This is a genomic window from Candidatus Syntrophosphaera sp., from assembly GCA_019429425.1.
GTDB lineage: Bacteria > Cloacimonadota > Cloacimonadia > Cloacimonadales > Cloacimonadaceae > Syntrophosphaera.
The window spans coordinates 1-17,348 of record JAHYIU010000052.1; the positions used below are offsets into that span (position 1 = coordinate 1).

17 protein-coding genes are annotated in these 17,348 nt (G+C 55.3%); 13 read left to right on the plus strand and 4 right to left on the minus strand.

What is annotated here, in order from left to right; translation table 11 throughout:
* Positions 1-449 (plus strand): IS630 family transposase (locus K0B87_06525; GenBank protein ID MBW6514394.1); only part of this gene is annotated, 449 nt, incomplete at its 5' end.
* Between the two features lie 353 nt (positions 450-802).
* On the opposite strand, the gene K0B87_06530 is transcribed toward K0B87_06525, so the two are convergent.
* Genes K0B87_06530 through K0B87_06545 form a run of 4 tightly spaced genes read right to left on the minus strand, consistent with a single transcriptional unit; the run spans position 803 to position 3,419 of the window.
* Positions 803-1,345 carry a 2-oxoacid:acceptor oxidoreductase family protein gene (locus tag K0B87_06530; protein MBW6514395.1) on the minus strand — a complete coding sequence of 181 codons (543 nt, stop codon included), beginning with the start codon at positions 1,343-1,345 and terminating at the stop codon, positions 803-805.
* Positions 1,342-2,118, minus strand: a complete 777-nt coding sequence (locus K0B87_06535) for a 2-oxoglutarate oxidoreductase (GenBank protein ID MBW6514396.1) — start codon at positions 2,116-2,118, stop codon at positions 1,342-1,344. Before K0B87_06535 ends, K0B87_06530 begins: the two co-directional genes overlap by 4 nt.
* A 10-nt stretch (positions 2,119-2,128) precedes the next feature.
* On the minus strand, positions 2,129-3,208 hold the full coding sequence (locus K0B87_06540; GenBank protein MBW6514397.1) for a 3-methyl-2-oxobutanoate dehydrogenase subunit VorB: 1,080 nt from the start codon (positions 3,206-3,208) through the stop codon (positions 2,129-2,131).
* Positions 3,209-3,215: 7 nt separating this feature from the next.
* Complete coding sequence (locus tag K0B87_06545) at positions 3,216-3,419, minus strand: ferredoxin family protein (protein ID MBW6514398.1); 204 nt, start codon at positions 3,417-3,419, stop codon at positions 3,216-3,218.
* A gap of 419 nt (positions 3,420-3,838) precedes the next feature.
* On the opposite strand from K0B87_06545, the gene K0B87_06550 reads away from it, so the two are divergent.
* The 12 genes from K0B87_06550 to K0B87_06605 all read left to right on the plus strand — a co-directional run bounded on the left by K0B87_06550 (position 3,839) and on the right by K0B87_06605 (position 17,288).
* Positions 3,839-4,219: a septal ring lytic transglycosylase RlpA family protein gene (locus tag K0B87_06550; GenBank protein ID MBW6514399.1), complete on the plus strand. Its 381-nt coding sequence runs from the start codon at positions 3,839-3,841 to the stop codon at positions 4,217-4,219.
* Between the two features lie 74 nt (positions 4,220-4,293).
* Positions 4,294-5,226, plus strand: coding sequence for a pseudouridine-5'-phosphate glycosidase (locus K0B87_06555; GenBank protein ID MBW6514400.1), 933 nt, complete (start codon positions 4,294-4,296; stop codon positions 5,224-5,226).
* Between the two features lie 3 nt (positions 5,227-5,229).
* On the plus strand, positions 5,230-6,066 hold the full coding sequence (locus K0B87_06560) for a M55 family metallopeptidase (protein MBW6514401.1): 837 nt from the start codon (positions 5,230-5,232) through the stop codon (positions 6,064-6,066).
* 164 nt (positions 6,067-6,230) lie between these two features.
* A complete protein-coding gene (gene pyrE, locus K0B87_06565; protein ID MBW6514402.1) occupies positions 6,231-6,869 on the plus strand; it encodes an orotate phosphoribosyltransferase in 639 nt (212 codons plus the stop codon).
* 6 nt (positions 6,870-6,875) lie between these two features.
* Positions 6,876-8,354 (plus strand): class I SAM-dependent methyltransferase, encoded by a 1,479-nt coding sequence (locus K0B87_06570; GenBank protein MBW6514403.1) that lies wholly within the window; start codon positions 6,876-6,878, stop codon positions 8,352-8,354.
* 86 nt (positions 8,355-8,440) lie between these two features.
* Entirely contained in the window at positions 8,441-9,013 is a 573-nt protein-coding gene (locus K0B87_06575) for a ribonuclease HII (GenBank protein MBW6514404.1), read from the plus strand.
* A 343-nt stretch (positions 9,014-9,356) separates the two neighbouring features.
* Positions 9,357-10,964 carry an indolepyruvate ferredoxin oxidoreductase gene (locus K0B87_06580; GenBank protein ID MBW6514405.1) on the plus strand — a complete coding sequence of 536 codons (1,608 nt, stop codon included), beginning with the start codon at positions 9,357-9,359 and terminating at the stop codon, positions 10,962-10,964.
* Positions 10,961-11,527, plus strand: a complete 567-nt coding sequence (locus tag K0B87_06585; GenBank protein ID MBW6514406.1) for an indolepyruvate oxidoreductase subunit beta — start codon at positions 10,961-10,963, stop codon at positions 11,525-11,527. The genes K0B87_06580 and K0B87_06585 overlap by 4 nt, the downstream gene beginning before the upstream one ends.
* A 63-nt stretch (positions 11,528-11,590) precedes the next feature.
* Complete coding sequence (locus K0B87_06590) at positions 11,591-14,596, plus strand: CapA family protein (protein ID MBW6514407.1); 3,006 nt, start codon at positions 11,591-11,593, stop codon at positions 14,594-14,596.
* A 35-nt stretch (positions 14,597-14,631) separates the two neighbouring features.
* Positions 14,632-15,558: a T9SS type A sorting domain-containing protein gene (locus K0B87_06595; GenBank protein MBW6514408.1), complete on the plus strand. Its 927-nt coding sequence runs from the start codon at positions 14,632-14,634 to the stop codon at positions 15,556-15,558.
* A 92-nt stretch (positions 15,559-15,650) separates the two neighbouring features.
* A complete protein-coding gene (locus K0B87_06600; protein ID MBW6514409.1) occupies positions 15,651-16,580 on the plus strand; it encodes a DUF4932 domain-containing protein in 930 nt (309 codons plus the stop codon).
* 453 nt (positions 16,581-17,033) lie between these two features.
* Positions 17,034-17,288 carry a hypothetical protein gene (locus tag K0B87_06605; GenBank protein MBW6514410.1) on the plus strand — a complete coding sequence of 85 codons (255 nt, stop codon included), beginning with the start codon at positions 17,034-17,036 and terminating at the stop codon, positions 17,286-17,288.
* Positions 17,289-17,348 lie beyond the last annotated feature (60 nt).

Below are 17,348 nucleotides of genomic sequence, written 5' to 3' on the forward strand. Positions count from 1 at the left end.
GAATCTGGGCATTGTCAGGAAAGCCACTCCAGATAAAAGTCAAGCAAGCCTATCAGAATTTCTACATATATGGCGCTGTTGAACCAAAGACCGGTGAGAACTTTTCATTGTTTCTACCTTGGGTAAATACTGAAATGATGAATCTGTATCTGGAACAAATGAGCCCTGCCTATGAAAATGAAGAGATTGTCATCATCATGGATCAAGCAGGCTGGCATAAATCGAGAGAACTTGTAGTACCCGGCAATATTGAAATCATATACCTTCCCCCATATTCACCAGAGCTAAATCCAATTGAACGATTATGGAAGTACCTGAAAACCAACTATATACATAATCGCTTATTTGATTCGCTCAAGCAAATGATGGATCAAATGGTCTGTGTCTTTGAGGCGTTGGATGACGATACAGTAGCATCTTTGAGTCACTGCAGCTATCTTTATTTATGACAAATGAATGTAAACTCTGTATAACCCTTTACAACCACTATGACAGGTGATATCCACTTGCAAGTTTGGGTGATACTTTATATTAAGGCTCTAAATCAATCGAGTGGGTCAGGTTTTCATCCGCGACAAGAAGGTGTGGCAAACTCCGCTTTGCCATAGCGGCTGTAAGCCGCTTCTGAAGGCAGCCTTGCTGCCTCTGCCGATTCTCAAGATCGGCAGCCCCATGAGCTGTTCTTTCGGGTTCTGACGAGCTATAATACACGCTCGATTTGAAAGGAAAGAAAAAGGCGCGGGACCAAAAATCCCGCGCCAGTTCCATTATACAAGGAGAGTTGTGTTAGTTATGTCCTATCTCAGTGCGCCTGGCCGATCTCCATTCCGTGTTTGATGGCGGTGAGGTTCTTTTCCAGCAGGTCCGGGTTTTTGGCTTTCAGGAAGGCGTTCAGGTCTTCTTCCATGGTCTCGTAGCGGATGAGGCCGGTCTTGCCGATGACGATGCCGATGGCGAGCATGTTCAGCACCATCTGGCTGCCGATCTCCTTGGCGATGTCGACCATCGGAGCGGCCACGATCTGGACGTCGTCCCTCTTGCAGCCGTGGGGGCACATGTTGGTATTGATGATGACCACGCCGCCTTTGCGCACGTTGGGGGCGAATTTATCGATGGAAGGCTGGTTCAGGGCAACGAGCACATCCGGATAGCTGACGATGGGCGAGGCGATGGGCTCATCGGAAACCACAGTGGAGACGTTGGCGGTCCCGCCCCGCATTTCCGGTCCGTAGGAAGGCAGCCAGGAAACGTGCTTGCCTTCTTTCATCGCGGCCTGGGCGATGAATTTGCCGATGGTCAGGACACCCTGGCCACCGAATCCGGCACAGATCATTTCGGTTGTCATGATTTCACCTCCGTTCCGCCTGCAGCGGGAGCTTCGGCCCCCTTGTCGCGGAAGCAGCCTGGTTTGAAGAAGGGCAACATGTTTTCCCTTGCCCAATCCCGCGATTTGTCGGGATCGATGCCCCAGTTCGTGGGGCAGGTGCTGATGAATTCGATGAAGGTGAAGCCGCGCCCCTCCTTGTTATACTGGATCGCCTTGATCACGGCTTTCCTGGCCTTGATGATCTCCGCCGGGCTGAGCAGGGAAACGCGCTCGATGTAATAGGGCGCCACGAGGGTGTCCAGCAATTCGCAAACCCGGATCGGATAGCCGATGTCGTCGACATTGCGACCGTAGGGGCTGGTGGTGGTTTTCATCTCGGGCAGGGAGGTCGGCGCCATTTGGCCGCCGGTCATGCCATAGATGGCGTTATTGACGAAGAAAACGCTGATGTGCTCGCCGCGGTTGGCGGCATGGATGATCTCGGCTGTGCCGATGGCAGCGAGGTCGCCGTCGCCCTGATAGGTGAAGACATGCATGTCCGGCCGGGCGCGCTTCATTCCTGTGGCAACGGCCGGAGCGCGGCCATGGGCGGCCTGGGCCATGTCGAAATTGAAGAATTTGTAGGCAAAGACGGAGCAGCCGACAGGGGCGACTCCGCTCATTTTATTGATCAACCCGTGTTCCTCGATGGCCTCCGCGATGAGGCGATGGGCCACGCCATGCAGGCATCCGGGGCAGTAGGTGAAAGGTGTCGCGGTGAGAGTGGCTGGTCTTTTGGCTATCACTTCCATGGTTTCCTCCTTAAAAACAAGCTTCCAGCTTGGCCTGGATCTCCGCGGGAGTGAAAACGATCCCGCCGACCTTGCCCCAGAACTTGACCGGCACTTTGCCGCTTACCGCGATCTTGACGTCATCCAGCATCTGGCCTGTGTTCAGTTCAAACACGTAGACCTGCTTCACCTTGGGGCCGATCGCCTTGGCGACAGCCTCGTAGGGATAGGGCCAGCAGGTGATGGGACGGATCATGCCGACGCTTTTACCAGCCGCCTTCAGCTCGTTGATGGCGGATTTGACCACCCGGGAAGCCGTTCCCCAGGCCACGCAGAGGATCTCGTTGTCGTCGGAGAGGTTGTAGGTGTCGTACTGGATCTCGTCTTTTTCGATCACCGCGTATTTTTCATACATCTTGTTCACGTGCTTTTCCAGCACCTGAGGGTCGATCTCCAGGGAATTTATCTCGTGGTGGTGCTTGGCGTCGCCATCATCGTTCGGGCAGATGCACCAGGATGTGTGCTGCTCGCCGAGGGCGTCGATCTCCGCCTGTGTCTTGGCAGGCTGGAATTCCACCGGCTCCATCATCTGGCCCAGCATGCCATCGGCCAGGATCAGAACCGGATTGCGGTATTTATCGGCCAGGTCGAAGGCTTCTGAGGCCATGTCGGCAAATTCCTGCACTGATGAGGGTGCGAGGACGATCATGCGGTAATCGCCATGCCCGCCGCCTTTGACGGCCTGGAAATAATCTCCCTGCGCGGGCTGGATGTCTCCCAAACCGGGCCCGCCGCGCTGGACGTTGACTATCACGGCCGGTAATTCCGCTCCGGCCATGTAGGAAATTCCCTCCTGCTTGAGGGCGATCCCCGGGGATGAGGATGAGGTCATGACGCGCTTGCCGGTGCCCGCGGCACCGTAGACCATGTTGATCGCGGCAACTTCGCTTTCGGCCTGCAAAAAGGTCCCGTTCACCTTGGGCATCATCTTGGCCATGTATTCGATCAATTCGCTCTGCGGGGTGATCGGGTAGGCAAAATAGAGCCGACAGCCAGCCCTGATGGCGGCTTCGGCCACAGCTTCGTTTCCTTTCATCAGTATCTTGCTCATCTTCACCTCACTTCTCGACCTTGATCGCCACATCCGGGCAGGTCATATAACACATTTTGCAGGCAATACACTCATCCTGCTTGAAACACTCGGCGTAGTGGTATCCCTTGGCATTGATGTCCTCCGAAAAACGGATTATTTTCTTCGGGCAGGCAGCAATGCAGAGTCCACAACCTTTGCAATAGTACGGATCAACCGTCATTCTTGGCATGGTCGCACTCCTTCGATTTTGTAATTTTTAGCTGTTGCGATAAAGCATTTGGCAAGGCAAATCTGTCAAACTATTTCTTCGCCGCCCGGCCAAAATTGAAGAGAAGCGGAAAATGCCAATTTCCCGGTTTTTATTGCAGCAATTTGACTGAATCCAGTTCCTGGTCGTGGTCCGGATTAGCCTCCGTAACTAATTGCCTGCCAATCGTATACCTGTTTAAAATGAAAAAATACCTTGACAAGATCGGGCCCGCTCAGTTTTTTCCCGGAAAGACTTAAATGAATAATGGAAAATCAAATATGAGAAATCAAAACAAAAAACTGCTCGCCACCGTCTTCGCGGTCTGGGCCATGTTCATTGGCCCGATCATCGCGCAAACGGTGTCCGAGATCGGCAGCACGGAGATCATCAAGGCCGACATGGCCGAAGTGATCGATTCGCTGCATACCCAGGAACCGCCCGGGGAAAAGTGGGTGGCCTCCTACTACGGTGGGATCTTCCACGGACGCCGCACCGCCAGCGGAGAGATCTACGACAAACTCGCGCTCACCTGCGCTCACCGCACCCTCCCCTTCGATACCCTCCTTAAAATCACCAATCCCCAAACCGGCAAGAATGTGGTGGTCCGCGTCAATGATCGCGGTCCTTTCCGCCGGGGCAGAGACATCGACCTTTCCTACGGCGCGGCCAAAGAGATCGGCATGATCAAAGCCGGAGTCATGCAGGTCGTGGTCCGCCATCTGGTTGACAGCATCGAACTCGCCGCAGACCTGCCGGAATTCACCCTCGGCCAAAACTAAGCAAAACACGGAATCAATCCTTATCCCGCGCCAGAATAACGATTGATTCCATTTTTATATCTGGAGGAAACAGCATGGAAAAGCTGCAGAACAAGGTCGTATTGTCAGCAAATGTGGCATCCGCCCTGGAAAAAGGGCTGCCAGTAGTGGCGCTGGAATCCACGGTGCTCACGCATGGCTTGCCCTATCCGCAAAATCTATCCGTTTCCCGGGTCCTGGAGGAAATCCTCGTAAATGAGGGCGTCACTCCCGCCACGATAATTGTCTTGGAGGGGATCGCCCACATCGGCTTGGAAGCTAATCAGGTGGAGGATCTGGCGCCCAGATTCAAGGCCCCCGGCAGCTTCAGGAAGCTGGGCATGAGAGACCTGGCGCTGGCCTTCACGCAAGGCCACAGCGGCGGAACAACCGTATCGGCAACCATGAAGCTGGCCCATCTGGCCGGGATCGAGGTCTTTGCCACAGGCGGCATCGGCGGTGTGCATACCAGTTGGCGCGAAGACCTGGATATCTCCAGCGACCTCACCGCCCTGGCGGAAATTCCTGTGGCAGTGGTATCCGCGGGCTGCAAAGCTTTTTTGGACATTCGTTCGACCCTGGAATACCTGGAAACGCTTGCCGTTCCAGTGCTGGGCTGGCAAACAGACCGCTTCCCCAAGTTCTATGTTCCTTCCAGCGAACATGCCATAGACCGGATCGACACCGCGGAGGAATTTGCCCTGTTTTGGAAAACACATCTTACAATGGGTGGAAAAGGCCTCTTGGTTGCCAATCCCATCCCGGCAAAAAATGCCCTCTCGCCGGATCAGATCGAGGCGGAGCTTCGCTCCGGGGTCATTAGCGCCAAAACCCAGGGCATCACTGGAAAGGATTTCACTCCTTTTGTGCTTGACTATCTTGCCAAACACACAAAAGGTGGTTCCGTGGAAGCCAATCTGGCGCTGCTGAAGAACAATGTGTCGCTGGCGGCAAGCCTGGCCAAAGCACTTGTTAGCAAGGAAGGATAGCATATGAAGCTCTACATATCGATCGACATGGAAGGAATGCCCGGCACCTTCAACTGGGAACAGGAAAAGACGGACCGGCCCGCCGTGAAGAGGAACATCACCCATCACGTGGAACTGGTTTTGAAGAGCGTTCTGGCGCATCCCAAAGCCGCCCTGATCGATGAGATCACCATCGCCGATTCCCATAGCGGCGGCGACAATCTGGACTATTCGATCACAGCTCTGGACAATAGAATATCCCTGATCTCCGGATGCCCGCGGCCACGCTACATGATGCCGGACCTGACCCCGGATTACGACCAGGCCTGGCTGCTTGGCTACCACAGCGGGACCGGAGCCCTGAAGGGCAACATGGACCACACCTATTCGAACAGCAGGATCCATAAGATCTGGATCAACGGAGTGGCCATGTGCGAGGCTACCGTCAATTCCGCCTATGCAGGCTACCACGGGATCCCGGTGACCCTGGTCTCCGGCGACGAAGCATTGAAGCAGGAACTGGCAGCCGCCATGCCCTGGGTGGAATTCATCGCCACCAAAAAAGCCATGGCCAAGTTTTCCGCCAAGAACTACTCGCAAATACTGGTGGATGAACTGACCCAGGCCGCGGTGGCCAAAACCCTGGCCCGGGACCGGTGCGACGTCCCCTTATACAGCTTTGAACCGCCCATCACCCTCAAGATCGAGTTCAATTCAAGCTCCATGGCCGACCAGGCCGCTCTGATGCCCCACACCAGACGTCTGGATGGACGCACGGTCGAATACACCGCCGACGATTTCGGCATCATCTTTGAAGCCATCATGGTGCTGGTCTATCTGGCTGCCAGCACACAAATGTAAAGGAAGGGAACATGACCCCAGAACTGGTTACCATCGCAAAATTTGACGACAATTTCGAGGCCGACCTGGCCAAGGCCTTGCTCGAGGATCACGGCATCAAGGCCTTTCTGACCAACGAATTGGTCTTTTCCATGATTCCCGGCATCGCCCCGGAACGTTTCTACATGGAGCTTCAGGTGTCCTCCGCGGACGAGGAACGCGCCCGCCAGATCCTGGAAAAACAACAGAACAGACCCGAGATCAAGAACATCCTCATCGGCGAAGGCAGCATCCTGGAAGGGCACTTTTTGCTCACCTCAGGCAGGCACAGCGGCACTTACGTCGAAAAGATCAGGCTGCTCCAGAATCCCCAGGCCACAGAGCGGGTCTGCGAAATGCTGGCGGAACTCCTGGAGCCCTTTGAGTTCGACACCGTGGCCGGGCCCGCCTACGGAGGCATCGTGCTGGCCTTTGAAGTGGCGAAACTGCTGGGCAAAAGCTTCATCTTCACCCAGCGCAAGAATGAGGAAATGACCATCAGAAGCGGATTTGACCTGTCCGAGGTGAAAAACGTGGTGGTGATCGAGGATATCGTCACCACAGGCGGTTCCGTGAAAGAAGTGATCTCCTGCCTGAAGTCTCGCGGGATCGCGATTCAGGCCGTGGCCGCGATAGTCGACCGCAGTGGCGGCCAGGCCGATTTTGGCTGCCCTTTCCTGTCTTTGCTGCAATTGGACATACCCACCTGGGACGCGGCTTCCTGCCCGCTCTGCCTGGAAGGGATTGCCCTCACCAAACCCGGCGCCAGCGACAAGAAGATCTGAGCGGAATTGGCCAAGCTCGCGATCATTGCGCTCTTCAGGCCTGAACACCGGCATCTGGCCCAGGTCTGGAAGTTTTTCCCCTTCCGCAAGGACACGGATTACCTCTATCTCCATGCCGGCTCGGAGGATGAACTGCCCCGGCACGAACGGCTTGCGGCCATCTCATTTTCCGGCCAACCCCGGGAAGCGGTCAGCTCCATCCAGAAGTATCTGCAGAAGCACAAGCTCACACGGCTCTGCTTCGCCAGCCTGGCCTCCTACCGGCTCTGGGCGGAAGTTTTGGGCCTTCCATCGATCAGCCTGTACGGCAGTAAAAAGCTCAGCCTTGCCGACGTGAGCGGCCTGGCAGAAGGCACAATGGAAGAGATCGTCTCCCTGGTCAGTTTGCTGCGCAAAACCCCGGCAGTCCTGAGCGGCGAGGCCGGCAGCTTTGCCCATCCCCCGGACAGCAATGTTTATCCGGACTTCAATGCCTGGCAGAAAACCGGCTTCGGCGAACTGCTGCTCACCCGCAACCAGGACCTGGTTTCGGCTGTCTGTGCCTCGCGTCTGCCGCTTTTCTCCCTCTCCCATTATCAAAGCGGTTTGCTCCATGCAAATCTTGCCATTGATGAAGAAAACCCGGATTTTCTGCAAACCTTGATCAGATTGGACCAGGCAGCGGATCTGGCCCGCCACAACCCGGAATCTTCGCCCTTACCGCCGGATCTTCAGCTTCCGGCACAAACATCATATTCCCTCTTCGCGGAGTATTACGACACCTACATGTCCCATGTGAACTATGAGGAATGGGTCGACCTGATGCTCACCTGGTATAAGCAGTTCTCCAAACAGCCAGCCAGAAAGGTGCTCGAATTGGCCTGCGGAACTGCCAACGCTGCCGAGATCCTTGTTTTCAGGGGCTTTGAGGTCGATGCCTGCGATAAATCGCCCCATATGCTGCACAAAGCGGATACCAAGGCCTTCAAACCAAATCTGTTCCTCAATTCCCTCACCGATCCCCTGCCGCGCAAGGATTACGATTTCATCTTTTGCCTTTTCGACAGCATCAATTACCTCACCCAAAAAGCGGCGATAAAGACTTTGCTGAAGAACGTGCGGGAAGCCCTGCGCCCCGGCGGGATCTTCATTTTTGACATCTCCACCCTGTTCAACAGCCTCGATAATTTCAACAACACCACCAACTTCACCCGGGTCAAGGACGGATACCTTGTCCAGATCTCCACTTTCGAAGCCCTCTCCAACCGCCAGATCACCCATCTGATGCTGTTTCGCAGAAGCCTATCGGGCTATGACAGGCTGGAGGAAAGGCACGCCCAAAGGGTTTACCGCTCTCCCGAGCTGGCAGAGCTGACCGCCTCATCAGGCCTGAAACTCAAGGCCATCTTCAATCCGGAAATGCGCACCAACCTTCTGCAGAAGATGAACGCGGACATAGACGAGCGCTACTACCGGCTCTTCTTCCTGCTCCAGAAAGATGAATGAACGCTGAATCCTGCAAGCATTCCCCAAGCCTGAAAGGCAGTGGGGAAGCTCAACCAAGTCCTCTCTACGCCAACGACCTGGACCTCCTGCATCTCTCTAACCGCTTGATCGGAGTGGATGAAGCCGGGCGCGGGGCTCTGGCCGGACCTGTGGTCGTGGCGGCGGTCAGATTGGATTACGGAGTTCGAATCGAAGGGATCAATGACAGCAAGAAACTCTCACCCGCCAGAAGGGAACGGATGTTTGCGGAGATAATCAACTCAGGGGCCGCCTGGCACATCGTGGAAATCGACGCCGCTTTCATCGATCGCCACAACATCCTGCAGGCCACTCTCAAAGGGATGTATGAAGCGGTCTCGGCCATCTGCGGGCCGAATGACCTCTGCCTCATCGACGGCAATCAGTTTCCCCCGGGACTGGCCTGCCCCCAAAGCTGCGTGATCGGCGGAGATGGCCTCCACGCCTGCATCGCGGCCGCGTCGATCCTGGCCAAGGTCCACCGGGACAGGCTTATGGCCGCTTCAGACTGCCACTATCCCCTCTATGGATTTGCCCGCCACAAGGGCTATGGCACGGCAGAGCACCTCAAAGCCCTGGCGGAATACGGCCCCTGCGCCATCCACCGCAAGAGCTTCTCCCCCATCTCCGACTTGCTGTAACCGGATCAAGCCCCTCCATTCCCAAACCCCGGATCTTTCTTATCATCCTTTTTTTCTGACCGGACACCTCCAGCCTGTATCCCGCCGGATTCGCGCCCGCCTGGCGGTTATCCGGCGGGATACGCACAGGAAATCAACGTTTCTGATCTCCGGGCGAAAAAGCTGGATTCAGGTAGGGAAAATGCAACACACTCGGAGCAGCATATTGTTCTTGACTTATTCCGGCAGTTCCGATATTATGAAAAAAACCATAAGAACCCATGTTCGCAAGGAGTTGCCTATCGGACCAAGCGCCGGACCAAGCTTGATTTGAGATCAATATAAAAGATAAAGGAGCACCTTTATGGAAAAACTCATGCTTCTGGGCGATGAAGCCTTGGCGCAGGGAGCCTTGGATGCCGGTATCTCTGGATTTTACGGTTATCCGGGAACCCCCTCCACGGAGATCATCGAATATGTCCAGCACAGCAAGCAAGCTGAAAGGGACGAGGTCCACCGGACCTGGTCTTCCAACGAAAAAACCGCGATGGAAACGGCGATCGGGATGAGCTATGCCGGCAAGCGGGCCCTCGTGACAATGAAACACGTTGGCCTGAACGTTGCCGCCGATCCTTTCATGAACTCGGCCTTCACGGGCGCCAACGGCGGCTTGATCGTCGTGGTGGCGGACGATCCGGGCATGCATTCCTCGCAGAACGAGCAGGATTCCCGCTTCTACGGCAAGTTCGCCATGATCCCGGTTTTGGAGCCCTCCAACCAGCAGGAATGCTACGACATGGCTTTTTACGGCTTTGAACTTTCCGAGCGCTACCACGTGCCGGTGCTGCTGCGCCTCACGACCCGCCTGTCCCATTCGCGCTCGGGGGTGCAAACCCGGAATCCCTTGCGGCAAAACGAGATGAAGAAGCCCGATGATCCTTACCAGTTCATGCTGCTGCCGTCTTTCGCGCGCAAGAAATACAAGCATCTGATCGAGTTGCAAGATACTTTTATTCGGGAATCGATGGAATCGCCTTTCAATTCCTTCAATCTCGAGGCAAGCGACCATTCCCGGGGAATCGTGACCACCGGCCTGGCCTATAACTACCTTCGCGAGGTCTATCAAGGACAGCCGATCCCCCATCCGGTGGTCAAGATCAGCCAGTATCCGCTTCCCATCGAGGCCCTGACCCGCTTGTACGATAGCTGCGACAGCCTCGTAGTTCTGGAGGAAGGTATGCCGATCGTGGAAGACATGCTTAAAGGCCTGGCCTGGAAAGGCACGAAACCGATCAGGGGCAGGCTGGACGGAACCATTCCCCGCGACGGCGAGCTAAATCCGAACAAGGTCGCCCAGGCTTTGGGCCTGCCGGACACCGTGGGAAAAAACATTCCTGAGATCGTCAATCCCCGGCCCCCGGCCCTTTGCTTGGGCTGCCCCCACGCGGACAGCTATCTGGCCCTCAACGAAGCTTTGCAGGAATATGGCAAAGGCCACGTGTTCAGCGACATCGGCTGCTACACCCTGGGCTTCATGCCGCCCTACAACGCGATCAATTCCTGCGTGGACATGGGCGCCAGCATCACCATGGCCAAAGGCGCTTCCGACGCTGGATTGTTCCCGGCAGTGGCAGTGATCGGCGATTCCACCTTCTCCCATTCTGGGATGACCGGACTGCTGGATTGCGTGTTTGAAAACTCCAACGTGGTGATCGTGATCCTGGACAATTCCACCACCGCCATGACCGGCGGCCAGGAATATACGGGCTTCGGCAAGCTGGAGGAGATCTGCGTCGGGCTGGGTGTGAAAAGGGAACACATCCGCGTGTTCAAACCCCTGAAAGTGAATTGGGAGGAAATGGTCACCGCCTACAAGGAAGAACTCGCCTACAACGGGGTTTCGGTGATCATACCGCGCCGGGAATGCGTGCAGACCATGAAGAAAAAATTCAAAGTGGAGACGCCGTCATGAAAAAAGACATAATCCTTGCCGGAGTCGGCGGCCAGGGCATCCTGACCATCGCCACGATCATCGGGACCGCGGCCCTGAAACGCGGCTGGCATCTCAAACAAGCTGAAGTGCACGGCATGAGCCAGCGCGGAGGCGATGTCCAATCCCACCTGCGCCTGTCAGATCAACCCATCTGGAGCGACCTGATCCCCTTGGGCAGCGCAGACATGATCCTATCCGTGGAGCCGATGGAAGCTTTGCGCTATCTGCCCTACCTTTCTCCCGATGGCTGGATCATAGCCAACAAGACCCCCTTCAAAAACATCGCGGTCTATCCCGATGAAGAAGGGATCTACGCGGAGATCAGGAATCATCCCAAACATGTGCTGATCGACGCCGACACGATCGCCAAGGAAGTGAAAGCCAATCGCGCCATGAACATCGTGATGCTCGGCGCGGCGATCAAGCACCTGGGCTTTTCGCCTGAAGAGATCAAAGACGCCATCACGAGCATATTCAGCCGCAAGGGTGAGCAGATCGTGGAAGCGAACCTGCGGGCCCTGGATGCCGGCCTGAGCGCCTAATAATAGATCGCGGGAGCGCTTTAGCCAGCGCTCCCAGCCTTTTTCAACCCAGAGAGGTTTGCCATGAGCAAGAGGAAAAAGCTTCTTCGGAGCAGGATTTTGGGCTCCGCTTGGCCATTGCTGATCGCCCTCGCGTGCGGTCAGGCCTTGGCCACCAACCTGCCGGAGCGCTATGACATAATCGAGGATTTCGAGAGCGGCAGCGTGACCCTCCTTTCCTGGCTGGATGAGGACGTCAACCCCAGCGCATGGCAACTGACGACTGTCGATACCCACGAAAACAGCGCCTATTCACTTGTGCTGACCGGCAACACCTGGAAACAGCAGATGATCACCCCCGTTAGCGTTGATTCCTCCGCCGTTTTCCAGGTCGCCGCCAAAACCACCAGCGGCGCAAGGTATCAGGGCATCGGATTCTGCGACGGGACAAACGTGCTCTTCTACTCGTTTTCCGGCTCTGTGGTGATGGATATCGAAGAATGGGTGCCCGTCTATCAGGGCGCGTTTTCGCACGGAGTCTGGAACACCTACCAGATCCCCATCGCCGACGATTGGTATTCCTTTTTCGACTATCTGCCCGTGATCAGCTCCCTGGTCTATGTGAACGACCTGGATGGAGTCAGCAACCGGAGTTTCTGGATCGACACCATTTTGGACATCAGCTCAGACATCGGGACTCCGCCAACGGTTACTGTATCGCATCAGATCACATTCCAAACCGGAATCCATCAAGGTTCCAGGGACGTGGGGGTCCAGTTCAGCTCGGTGGTCACCGATCCAGACAGCGGGACTTTCACTTACCGGTGGGATTTCGGAGACGGCCAAATGAGCACCGAAGCCAACCCCTATCACGTATATACCGTGCTGGACGACCATCCCTACCGCGCGACCCTGAAAGTGACCGACGACACGGGAAAGTGGGGTTTGGCCTCCTGCCTGGTGAACGTGGATCCTGGAAACAGCAGCCTGCCCCTGAAGATGAATTTTGTGGGCGACATTATGCTCGCCCGGCGCTATGAGCAGGCCGGAGGGATAATCCCCACCCTGGGCGTGAACGCCATTTTCGCCCCAACCCTGGACATTTTGGGCAACGCGGCCGACATCACGGTCGCCAACCTCGAGGTCGTGCTTTCCAATGTGGGAACGCCGCATCCCACCAAAAGCGTCGTCTATCGGGGAAATCCGGCCAATGTGAACGGCCTCGTCTACGCCGGCATCGACAAGGTCTCAACCGCCAACAACCACACTCTGGATTACGGCCAAGCGGCAATGGCGCAGATGATGGGAATCCTGGACCAGAACGGCATCATCCACAGCGGGTCGGGGGCAAATTCCTACGCAGCTTACACTCCCGCATTCATCAACCGCAGCGGACTTAACATCGCCTTTTTGGCCGGCAGCGACCGCACCGGGCAATACAACAACGCCCAGCCCTATCTGCAGGCGGGCTATAACAAACCCGGCTTTGCCTACATGACGCCCTATTACATCCAGCAGCAGCTTGCCGCCGTGGAAGGGATCGCCGACCTGAAGATCGTGGAACTGCACGGGGGCAGCGAATATTCCCTTTCCCCGGGCAGCGGCTACGACAAGGGCGAAAACCCCTTCCTGGGCGATGACCAGGACGAAGATTACTCCCCCAGGACCGATGTGCCCCATATGTGGGACATTGCCATCCGGCACTGGGCTGTGGATTCCGGGGCCGACCTGGTCATAGTGCACCATCCTCACATCATCCAGGGTTTTGAAGTCTACCAGGGCAAGGTGATCGCCCATTCCCTGGGAAATTACGTCTTTGACCTCGATTACCCGGAAACGATGCCCACCCTCATATTCTATGCCGACGCCGACCAATCCGGCTTCTCAAATTTCCTGATCAGGCCGGCTTATATCGACGGGTACATTCCCGTTCCCGCGACAGGCCAGCTCGGCAAATACATCCTCGATTACCTGGCCATGCGCAGCACCGAACTGGGCACAAAGCTCCTGGTCGATTACAATGACGTTACGGCAAGCATTCTGATGGATGACGACGCTGTATCCGTCTCCAACCACACCTATTCCTGGAACAAGGACCTGAGCCCTGAAGCCGGCGGCGGAAATCAAACCGCGCCCTTCAAATTGCCCCGTTTTGGCAGCATCGGCCAAGTGGTCTCCATCGAACCTGCCTCCAACTCGGAGTATCGCCTGGGCGCGGAAACGATCTGGTATGGCAATTTTGAGGATGAGGGCTCCACACTTTGGGACGTCCGCATCTTTGACACCCTGACCCCCTTTGACGGCCAGCGCAGCGCCATGCTTTCACCCGCCAGCGGCCAAACCGAAACGGCCACGATCAAAAAACGCTGCAAATGGTACGACAACACCAAAAAATACATCCTGCACGGCTGGATCAAGACCAACAGCGCCACCAACGCCAACATCATCATCCGCTACTACAACTCCCGCACCAGCTATCTGCTGGGAACCGAAACCATCACCGCCAACATCAGCGGAACCACTGACTGGACCTGGTTTTACAAGGAACTCACCATCCCCGGCAACGCCTGGTATTACGATATTCGGCTGACTTGTTCGAACACGTCCGGCGGAACAGTGGAAGCCATGTTTGACAACGTGGGGCTGATCGAATGGACACCCTGGACCGAAATCCCCGCCCAGAATCTCATCCCTTTCCCCAACAACTATTACTGGATGCAGGCCAGAACAAGCGAGAGCCCCAAATCGCTGACGATCTGCTTCACAGAACAGAGGCTGAATCCCTCTTCCCGTCGTAAAAGCGCGGTTCCGCCCGCTCAGCTGGCGATCAACGTTTTCCCCAATCCCTTCCAGGCCTTCGCCAGCATATCTTTCGTGCTTCCTGAAAAGGGCAAAACCACCCTCTCTGTCTACAATATCCGCGGCCAGAAGGTTCGCACTTTGGCTGAAGGATTTCTTCCCGAAGGCAAACACCGCTTCACTTGGGACGCCAAAGACGGCCATGGACGCAGGATTGCCAGCGGCATCTATTTCCTCCGCCTGGAACAGGGCGGCCAGACCGCCGTCCGGAAAATGGTGCTGATGAATTAATCCGTCTTTGCTGGTCATTTCAAAAAGGAGTATGTATGCGCGTAATGATCGTATTGGCCATGCTTGGCGCCACAACCTTGGGAGCGGCAAACTTTAGCGGGCATTTTCCCTTTGCTTCTTCGGAACAAGTTGCCCGCTCCCGTCAGGACAGAGCGGAGAATCCGTCGCGATACGCCTACAACCCGCTCCAGGTGGGCAACAAATGGTTCTATAGCGGATGGTATGAGGATTACGACGGCGATCATCCTATCAACCATTTCTGCGGCAGGGAAGTATCTGCCGACAGCCTGATCAATGATGTCACGCATTATTGGGTGGAATCCGGCTACACCTTTGAGTGGTTCTGGGAATACAACCAGGGCGACAGCCTGATCGTTTGGGATAACGGGCCCTATAGTCAACCCTGTAACGATGAACTATTCTGGGTTTTCACCCCGGGGGCGACCTTCATCCCCTACTGGTCCGGAGGTTGGGAAATGACCTGCGAACCCTACGGGCTGATCGAGGTCTTCGGGCAAACCGTGATGTCCGTGATCTTCAATCCGGTAGTGAGCAATCCGGTGCTCTGGGCAGAGGTGTTCGGGCCGGTCGCCACCATGTTTGATTTTGGCGAGCTCTATCTGGACGGCTGCGTCATCGACGGCGTTTCCTATGGTTACACGGATATCCAGGACGAAAGCTTGCCTCCCGCCCCGGGCATCGAACTCAGTTGTTACCCCAATCCCTTCAGCCGGGAGCTGAATATCAGCCTGAAACTCCCTGAGAACAGGCCTCAAGGGGCCGTGCTCAGTTGCTACAACCTCAAAGGCCAGATCATCCGCTCCTGGCCGGCCAACGCTTCGCACAACCTTGTTTGGGATGGCAGTGACGCCATTTTCCGCCAGCTCAGCCCCGGCCTCTATTTCCTCAAAGCCACATCCGGCCGACAAACCACGGTCAAAAAGTGCTTAAAGCTCCGCTGACCGCTTCTTCGGAGTGGGCTTGATTGACAAAAGCAAATAGCTATTTAGGATAACATTAGGTAACAATTATGCAGATACGATTGGACAGGCGGATGGAGCTCATCTTCGCAATCCTGCAACTATCAAAATATCAAAATTTCGGTTTGTATGTGAGCGCGGACGACCCGCAGGCCCAACAGGTAAGGGATAGACTGGGCGAATTTGCACAGCTTCCCGCTGTTGCCAAGCTACCGGCCGTTTGGGAAGCAGAAATGGACTGGGGTGTTTTCCCATATTGCGCGTTGTTTTTAGCCAAGGATTATTCGCTGCTACCAACTGTCGAGACCACGTACCTGGCGCAGTTCGTCAAACCCTCAGCCTCATTTGACGATTTTGCCCTATGGCTACGTGACTTTGCAGGGCAAAGCAACTTTGATCGGTACTTTGCCCAACTGGAGCTACAATACGCCCCATATCTGCATAAACTGAACCTTCTGATGGACAACAGACCCACGCAGGCAATTCTCGAAGACTATCTGGGCGTCAGCTTTCCCGCAACGGAGGTCATCTTGTCCACCTTGATAAACACTTTTATGTCCATCACCCATCCCGGGCAGGGAGCGGAAGTCTTGTATTGCCTATGCAGCAGAAGCAGACTGGATGTTGCGGAACAAAACGGCGGGCTGGAACGCGTCCTGCTTTCCGCAGTCTGGCATGAGTTTTCTCACCACGTCATCAATCCGCTCACTTTCGGGCTGTTTGATGATCCGGATACTATCAGCCAGAATCAGGTTGATTGGTGTTGTGAACTTAACGAAAGCATCATCTGGGCCATCAACACCAGACTGCTGGTGCAGGAAAAGATCATTCGCGAAAAAAACATCTCGTGGATGCTGGATAACGGCGTGAGAAACAAAGCGCCGCATACCCCAATCATGCACGACCTACTCTGCGACTACGAAACCAAACGCAACATCTACCCCCGGATAGAGGATTATTACCCTTTGCTGTTGCAAGCCTTTCCACAATGCCCACAAGAGTAAATAATGCACAGCAGTTTTATCACTGTACTAATGTTACTGATCTTTGTTTCTATGGCAGCCACGTTACCGGCGGAGATAGATTCCCTGAGCGTCAGCGCGAGGTTCATCCGGGACACCGGCTTCGACGGCAAGGTAACTGAGGATCCCTTTGGTTATCAGATACATATGATATCCGGCACATTTCCGGATTTGGCACTACCCAGTCTCGGGAATATGGATCAATTGAGTGCCTACTGCGAAGCGGTTATCGTCAAGTTGCAGCCATACATCCTTGCTCCCCGGCACCAGTTGGAGCGTCGCTCACTTTCCAGATGGGGAGTAAGTTATCTGCAAAAAGTCAACGGTTATACCACGGAAATGGGTTATGGGTTGGAGTTCCGTAGCATTTATAACAACCGTGTGCTGATCATCAACTCCACCAGGCCCATATCCGATAGCCTTGTAGCAGTGCGCATGACCTGTGAGGAAGCTGTCAACAATGCTTTGGAGGACTGGAAAACCACCCAATACTACAAACCGGACTTGAAAACAGAGGACATCGGAGCCACCCTCTGCTATTGCCGGGATTACCTGAACATCGACTTGCATCGCTTCACCCTCCAATGGGTCGTGCCACTACCCGGCTATACCTATTACTACAACGCCTCCGACTCCGCCCTCAACAAGCGAAAATGGAACCTGGACGACCTCATCGGTTTCTACGAGTAAAACTCAGACCTATAATCCCGCAACAGACCGCAAAGAGCCCACCCTGATGGGGTGAGTGGT

Excerpts from the sequence above, each read along its gene's own strand:
- K0B87_06530 (MBW6514395.1), bottom strand. The coding sequence starts at position 1,345 with ATGACAACCGAAATGATCTGTGCCGGATTCGGTGGCCAGGGTGTCCTG.
- K0B87_06535 (MBW6514396.1), bottom strand. The coding sequence starts at position 2,118 with ATGGAAGTGATAGCCAAAAGACCAGCCACTCTCACCGCGACACCTTTC.
- K0B87_06540 (MBW6514397.1), bottom strand. The coding sequence starts at position 3,208 with ATGAGCAAGATACTGATGAAAGGAAACGAAGCTGTGGCCGAAGCCGCC.
- K0B87_06545 (MBW6514398.1), bottom strand. The coding sequence starts at position 3,419 with ATGCCAAGAATGACGGTTGATCCGTACTATTGCAAAGGTTGTGGACTC.
- K0B87_06550 (MBW6514399.1), top strand. The coding sequence starts at position 3,839 with ATGGCCGAAGTGATCGATTCGCTGCATACCCAGGAACCGCCCGGGGAA.
- K0B87_06555 (MBW6514400.1), top strand. The coding sequence starts at position 4,294 with ATGGAAAAGCTGCAGAACAAGGTCGTATTGTCAGCAAATGTGGCATCC.
- K0B87_06560 (MBW6514401.1), top strand. The coding sequence starts at position 5,230 with ATGAAGCTCTACATATCGATCGACATGGAAGGAATGCCCGGCACCTTC.
- pyrE (MBW6514402.1), top strand. The coding sequence starts at position 6,231 with ATGGAGCTTCAGGTGTCCTCCGCGGACGAGGAACGCGCCCGCCAGATC.
- K0B87_06580 (MBW6514405.1), top strand. The coding sequence starts at position 9,357 with ATGGAAAAACTCATGCTTCTGGGCGATGAAGCCTTGGCGCAGGGAGCC.
- K0B87_06585 (MBW6514406.1), top strand. The coding sequence starts at position 10,961 with ATGAAAAAAGACATAATCCTTGCCGGAGTCGGCGGCCAGGGCATCCTG.
- K0B87_06590 (MBW6514407.1), top strand. The coding sequence starts at position 11,591 with ATGAGCAAGAGGAAAAAGCTTCTTCGGAGCAGGATTTTGGGCTCCGCT.
- K0B87_06595 (MBW6514408.1), top strand. The coding sequence starts at position 14,632 with ATGCGCGTAATGATCGTATTGGCCATGCTTGGCGCCACAACCTTGGGA.
- K0B87_06600 (MBW6514409.1), top strand. The coding sequence starts at position 15,651 with ATGGAGCTCATCTTCGCAATCCTGCAACTATCAAAATATCAAAATTTC.
- K0B87_06605 (MBW6514410.1), top strand. The coding sequence starts at position 17,034 with ATGACCTGTGAGGAAGCTGTCAACAATGCTTTGGAGGACTGGAAAACC.